Annotated in this window: 3 protein-coding genes and 1 pseudogene; 2 read left to right on the plus strand and 2 right to left on the minus strand. The window is 41.0% G+C overall.

The features are described 5' to 3' along the window. Positions 1 to 196 precede the first annotated feature (196 nt). Positions 197 to 1,813, plus strand: coding sequence for a M14 family zinc carboxypeptidase (locus ACEW8O_RS02235; RefSeq protein WP_373492993.1), 1,617 nt, complete (start codon positions 197 to 199; stop codon positions 1,811 to 1,813). A 12-nt stretch (positions 1,814 to 1,825) separates the two neighbouring features. Next, complete coding sequence (locus tag ACEW8O_RS02240; protein WP_373492994.1) at positions 1,826 to 3,574, plus strand: M14 family metallopeptidase; 1,749 nt, start codon at positions 1,826 to 1,828, stop codon at positions 3,572 to 3,574. A gap of 695 nt (positions 3,575 to 4,269) precedes the next feature. On the opposite strand, the gene ACEW8O_RS02245 is transcribed toward ACEW8O_RS02240, so the two are convergent. Continuing rightward, positions 4,270 to 6,336 carry a prolyl oligopeptidase family serine peptidase gene (locus tag ACEW8O_RS02245; RefSeq protein WP_373492995.1) on the minus strand — a complete coding sequence of 689 codons (2,067 nt, stop codon included), beginning with the start codon at positions 6,334 to 6,336 and terminating at the stop codon, positions 4,270 to 4,272. A 449-nt stretch (positions 6,337 to 6,785) separates the two neighbouring features. After that, positions 6,786 to 6,990, minus strand: a pseudogene (locus ACEW8O_RS02250) (ABC transporter permease); the annotation flags it as partial.

Raw genomic sequence — 6,990 nt, forward strand, 5'->3', positions numbered from 1 at the left:
CAATCTTATTCTCATAAAGATTTTTTAGAGGCAAAAAGATATTATCCGTTTATCCATACTTAAAACCTTTTAAAATGCTTGAAACCTGAATACCTAAAGGCCTTTTAAATAACCATGTATTTTTTGTAACATCGCTTCGGAAAATGGGGTCAATTCAGCCAATGGCCCCCAAAAAACTAAACCTAATATATACTTTATGAATAAAATGTTTCTATCAGTGGTTGCAGGTGCGGGAATGCTATTTTCTGTTCAATCGACTACCTTGGCTCAGAGCGATTATCCCACGATCAGCCAGATCACACAAAGACTTCAGGCTATTTCCGGTAGCGGTAGCTCCGCCAAACTCAGCTCCCTTACCAAAACAGCAGGCGGGAAAGACATCTGGGTTGTCAAAATCGGTAAAGGAGATTTGGACAACAAACCTGCTATTGCAGTAGTGGGAGGAGCAGAAGGTTTTCATGTCCTCAGTGTGGAATTGGCTGTACAATTTGCCGAAAGATTGGTCAAAGACCACTCAACCTCTTTGGACGACAATACTTTCTATGTTTTTCCCAACATGTCTCCTGATGCCTATGAACAATATCATGCTGCATTGAAATATGAAAGAAGGGGAAATGCAGCAAAAATCGACCATGACCGTGACGGTAAAGTCAGCGAGGATGGATATGAGGACCTCAATAAAGACGGTATGATCACCATGATGCGCGTAGAGAGCCCCATGGGAGAATACAAAACCCATGAAAAAGACGAAAGGGTAATGATCAAAGCTGATGTGGCTAAAGGTCAAAAAGGTAGCTACATGGTTTATCCCGAAAGCCGTGACAATGACAAGGATGGAAAATTCGGTGAGGATTTGGCCGAGGGAATTGCTTTTAACAAAAGTCTGACCTACAAATTCCCGATATTTACCCCATTGGCCGGTGACATTGCAGTTTCACAAGCTGAAAGCAGGGCATTATTGGATTACTTGTTTGAGCAGTGGAATATTTTTGCTTTTGTAACATTCAGCCCAGCCAACAACCTTTCCTCTCCATTAAAATATAATGCCGGAGATGCCAAAAAGAGAATAATCACTTCCATGCTGGAAAAGGATGTTGCCATCAACAGCATGGTTTCAGGGATGTACAATGAGGCGGTATCTCAAAAAGCCTTCAATCAAACCAATCAAGGAACTGATGGGGATTTTTTCCAGTGGGCTTACTTTCATTTTGGTAGATTGAGTTTCAGTACTCCCGGATGGTGGATACCTGAAGTGAAGGGTGAAGATGAAAAATCAGATAGTAACGCAGAAGCAAACTTCCTTGCCTATGCAGCACAGGAAGGCATCAGCAATGTATTCGTTCCTTGGACATCAGTCAATCACCCTGACTTTCCTAACCAAAAAGTGGAAGTAGGTGGAATCCGGCCTTTTGTCATGCACAATCCTCCTTTTGATAAAGTAAATGACATAGCCAAAGAACATACTGATTTCATTTTGAAATTGGCAGCCATGAGTCCAAAATTGGAATTTCACAATGTGAAAACAGAAAAACTCGGCAATGGACTCACAAGAGTTACCGCAGATTTATTTAATAATTCGGCTTTGCCTACCCATTCCGAAATGGGTGAAAAATCGCGTTGGTTGAGAAAAATCAGGGTGGACATCAACCGGGATGCCAAAGACCTGATTTCAGGCGACAAGATCAAATTGATCGACAAATTGGGAGCCTATGAAAAAACCACCCTTACCTGGATCGTGAAAGGTTCAGGCGCAGTGGACATCAAAGCAGGTGCAGCCCACGCCGGTATCGCAACCCTCAATGTGAAACTCTAAACCGACACAACAATGAAAATCAAAAACTGGATATATACAGCAGCCTTAGGAGTCGCAAGCAGCTTCGCCGGCATACAGGAGACAGAAGCCCAAGTCGCGCAGGACAGGTATTTCCGTGCATTGGGTACTCCACACAACTCGAAAGTTCAGGTTTCCTGGAACAGGTACCATACCAATCTAGCATTGGAGGAAATCATGAAGGATATGGCCAAAAAACACCCCAACTTGGTCAAACTGGAAAGTATCGGCAAATCTTATCAGGGAAATGACATTTGGGTACTAACCGTCACAGATTTTAAAGTTGGGAAAGCAGAGGAAAAACCTGCCATGTGGATTGATGGAAACATCCACTCCAACGAAATACAGGGAACTGAATTTACACTTTACACTGCTTGGTATCTTTCTGAGATGTATGGTGATCTGGAGTTCATTACGGAATTACTGAAAGATAAGACCTTCTACATTGCCCCGACCATCAACCCTGATGCCCATGATTATTTCATCAAAGAGGCAAACAACCAAAACTCCCCAAGATCCGGTATGATCATTACTGATAATGACGGAGATGGCGAATTTGGCGAAGATCCTTTCGATGATTTGAACGGCGATGGCCATATTACTTTTATGATCAGAAAATCACCTACAGGAAGATTGGTGAAAGATCCAATGGATCCTAGGAAATTAATCCCTGTCGAAGCAGATCAGAAAGGTGAATATGAAATGTTGGGTTATGAAGGTATCGACAGAGACGGCGACGGTATGGTCAATGAAGACGGAATTGGCTATTATGATCCCAACAGAGATTGGGGCTGGAACTGGCAGCCGGACTATGTACAAAGAGGGGCTTTGAGATACCCTTTCTCCGTTCCGGAAAACCGGGCAGTACTTGAATTTGTGATGAAGCATCCCAACATTGCGGGTGCCCAAAGTTACCACAACTATGGCGGGATGATATTGAGAGGTCCCGGTGCAGAGGAAGATTTAGGGACATATAATCAAACCGATATCCGCATCTATGATGCCATTGCCAAAAAAGGTGAAGAGTTTATGCCGGGTTACAAGTACTTGGTGGTTTACAAGGATCTCTATTCTGTGTTTGGCGGACAATTGGATTGGTTTTATGGAGGAAGGGGGATTTTTACCTATTCCAATGAACTCATGACCTCCTATCTTTATTTCCATCAGAATGCAGGCAGAAACAATCAGGATGAGCAAATGAAGGTAGACAAATACCTGACTTTTGGGGATGCTTTTGTCAACTGGGAAGAATATGACCATCCACAATATGGGAGGATCGAAATCGGTGGATTCAAGAAAAACTTCGGGAGACTTCACCCTGGATTCCTGATGGAACAGGATGCACACAGAAACTCTGCCTTTACCATTTTGCATGCTTACCACACTCCAAAACTGAGTGTGTCTGAAGTAAATGAAAAAGATTTGGGTGGTGGCTTAAAAGAAATCACTGCTACTATCTATAACGAGCGTTTGATTCCAACCCATTCCAGTCAGGATCTGAAATACAAAATCGAAAGACCGGATTACATTAGTATTTCAGGAGCAAAAGTATTGGCAGGCTTTGTAGTGGAAAATGAAGATTTCAATAAACTGGCTGAACAAACAGTCAACCCTGAAAAGATCTCCGTGTCAAATATCCCCGGCATGGGTGCCGTCAAAGTGAGATGGATTGTGACCGGAGGCAACAATTACAGCATCAATGTTGATTCTGCCAAAGGCGGGAAAGCAAGCTGGAAGAAATGATATTAAGAACAAAGTTTCGATAACAAATTAGGAGGGCGATTGTCCTCCTTATTTTGTTTTAGTATTTTCCTATTCGGTATTCAATTAGAAATCATCAACTCAGGAATAATGAGGGGATTTGGCAGATCGATGCAAGAATCCTATTGAGTTAAGGAAAAAAAATCGAGTAAATATAGTTTATGCTTGCCTTTAGGTACGATATATGTTGTACCTAAAGGCACAAATGGTATTAGATTGATAGTTTATTTTACCCATATTTAGTCCCTAAAGGGACATTGGTCAAATTCAGATTTACAAAATTTGAGAAATTTCAAAACAGAATTCCGTAACCTGACAAAACAGGGCTAATCCTTCAAAGGCAACTCAATTTCCTCTCCCCTTTCTCAGGATAGTATAGGCTTTCCGTGGTGACTGGGTGTAGTTTGCAACTACACCCTTTTATCCAAAACATCCCGATATCTTTGTAAACATCTCCCCTAACTATATTTAATTCTTGGCGACTGGAATTGAAAATTCCAATGATAAGAAGGTTTAGATGCAATCTAAACCTAGCGCATTCCCCAATTTTCACCCAAATGGGGAATAGATCATTCCTTTGAACCACAAAGTGACAAAAGGGTACAAAAGAATCCCAGTCTAACCTCCTCGGAAAAAACTTTAGTTTTCTTTTGCTTCTTTTGTGGTTCATAAATTTTTTACTTCTCCTTCAAAGGCATCTCTATTTCCTCTCCCCAGACATATTTCCCAAACCACTGCCAGTTATGCCACATGGCGGCCAGCCTTTCTTTTGGTTTGTTAATACCATGGCCAAAACCCTTATAAACAATCAACTCAGCAGGTACTCCCTGATCTCTTAAGCCTTGCAGTAATTCGTAGGCATTCGGGATAGGAACCCTTTTATCGAATTCTCCATGTTGGATCAATGTTGGGGTTTGGGCTTTTTTGATGTTTGTCATGGGAGAGGTCTTTCGATAAATCTCCTCATTGTCCCACGGATTGGCTTTGAGGTATTGGATGGTAAAAGGATGTATGTCTGTATTGACATAATAGGTCATCCAATTGGAAATTCCCGCACCAACACTAATAGCCTTAAATCTTGTAGAGTTGGTGGTCAGAAAAGCAGAAATATATCCCCCCTGACTCCATCCCATTACACCCATTTTATCGGTGTCAATCATCCCTTTTGCACTGAGAAAATCTACTCCTGTCATCACATCCCAAGCATCTCCCACGCCAAGGTTCTCTACATTCAATGACCTGAATGCTTCACCATATCCTGCAGATCCACGGTAATTTGGTCTTAATACCAAAGCTCCTTTGTCCAGCCATTGTAATATAGGGTAAACGTATCCAGGAACTGGTTGAGGTGTATCTATGCCTGTTGGCCCTCCATGAATGACTACCATCAATGGGTATTTTTTGGTAGAATCGTAATCAGCCGGTTTATGCAGGACTCCTTCAATTAAGCTTCCATCAACACTACGCCAGACCACCAACTCACTTTGTCCCACTTTCCAATTTGCTAACTGCTTACTCATTTGGGAAATGCTTCTTGGGGCAGGTTTTTGGGTATTATTGGCAATCCATATTTCATTCAACTGATTTCCATTTCTTGCATTGAGGACCATCTTTTCACCGTTTTTTGAGAAAGCCAATCCACTGACCTGTTCAGGAAAGCCTGGCATTTGCCTAAAAGACCCATCCTTGGGCTCAATCCTGTAGACAGGCCTTAAGGTCTTTTTCCAAAAAGTCCCATAAATCCCTTTACTGTTCCAAATCAGATTGGAAGGGTTTTCATCCAGTTTCGCGGCCAACTGCACAGGCTTCTTATCTTCAATAGCCATTCTAAAAAATTTTGTGTTCTTATAAAAATTTGATACTGTATCCTCCAAATCACTGACATACAGAATCTGTTTGGAATCCGGCGACCAGGCATGAAACCTATCTCCACCTGGATTTGAAACCAACAATTTCAAATTTTTAGTCTCCAAATCAAAAATAGACACATCGGATTTCATTGATGACATGATCATAGGGTCAGGTTGATGGTTGATGGCTATCAGTTTTCCATTGGGGGAAATTTCAAAAGAGGTTATGGTAAAATCACCATTGGTCAGTCTCCTGGGCTTTGGTTTTTCCATACAGTCAGCAGATACCTTCAAAGAATCCGATTTTTCATAACAGGGCACTTCAGTCGGGTTGGTGAACAGGGGATCAAAATCAATTTCCCAAATATGGGACATGACATATTCCTTGTCGTCGATTTCAAAAGCACCATATCGCTTTTTTCTTTCTTCTAAAGACTCCGCCTCTTTCTCTGATTTCAACAGAATCAGTCTTTTGCCATCAGGATGCCATTGGTATGCACTGATACCTTCTTCCTCTTCAGTGATGGGGAATGCCTCTCCACCGGATAGCCTTAAAGCATAAACCTGAACTTTTTTTCCCCTATCTGACAAAAATGTCAGCCATTTTCCATCAGGTGAAAACATGGGGGAATTGCTGCTGTTTTTGGGATTATGGGTCAATAGAAATGGCTCCCCACTGTTTCTTGCCAGCCAAATTTCGGTATCAAAGCGATTATCAATCCAATCTGTAGTCTGTACAGTAAATGCTATCATATCCCCATCAGGAGATATAACAACTTCCCCGGCACTCCGTAGAGATATTACCTCCTCAAAGCTTGGTGATTTTTTTTGTTGTTGTGCCAAAACAAAAAAAGTTGGCGCAAAAACCATCAATGTCAGGTTGAACAATTTCATAGAATGATGTGGGTTAAGGAAATGATAGGCATTAATGATTCTAATTTAAGTAAGAGTAACAGTATTTCATACAGAAATACCATTTCCATATCATCAATTAAAAGTTCTTTGATAGGTTATATTTTATGATATCAACAATATTTAAAGCTATTTATTAATTATTCTGTATTTTTTTAATTGTTTTATTGAATTTATTTTAATTTAATGAATGTTTTACTAACTTTGGATCATCAACAAAGGCAAAAGGTCTTTAAACATTGTAGGATGTTGAAACTGGCAGACATGCCCTCCGGTCTCGGGGGTGGGGTCAACAGCATAAAGCAAACATGGAGCTCGTGTTTCGCCTAACTGCCCCGTGGAGGTTCGAATCCTTCTCCTACAGCTGGTTATTTTGGGTTTATTGTTAATTGACTAAAGCTGTGAGATTTTGTTTCACGGCTTTTTTATTTTTATAGGTCAATGGATTTGACCCTCGATGCAATCAATGCAGGTCTAAATGAGGCTAAAAGGGTGATGGTAATCACAGACACCGAAGTCCACAAAAAATCCCACCAAACCATTTTTACGGGATAACTTTCAATAATCGAAGAAGCAATTCCCAAAGATACCAATCCGTATTGGTCTTGGATCCAACAGGCCAAATATCCTATTATA

This window comes from Aquiflexum sp. (genome assembly GCF_041749095.1).
Classification (GTDB): domain Bacteria; phylum Bacteroidota; class Bacteroidia; order Cytophagales; family Cyclobacteriaceae; genus Aquiflexum.

Excerpts from the sequence above, each read along its gene's own strand:
- ACEW8O_RS02235 (WP_373492993.1), top strand. The coding sequence starts at position 197 with ATGAATAAAATGTTTCTATCAGTGGTTGCAGGTGCGGGAATGCTATTT.
- ACEW8O_RS02240 (WP_373492994.1), top strand. The coding sequence starts at position 1,826 with ATGAAAATCAAAAACTGGATATATACAGCAGCCTTAGGAGTCGCAAGC.
- ACEW8O_RS02245 (WP_373492995.1), bottom strand. The coding sequence starts at position 6,336 with ATGAAATTGTTCAACCTGACATTGATGGTTTTTGCGCCAACTTTTTTT.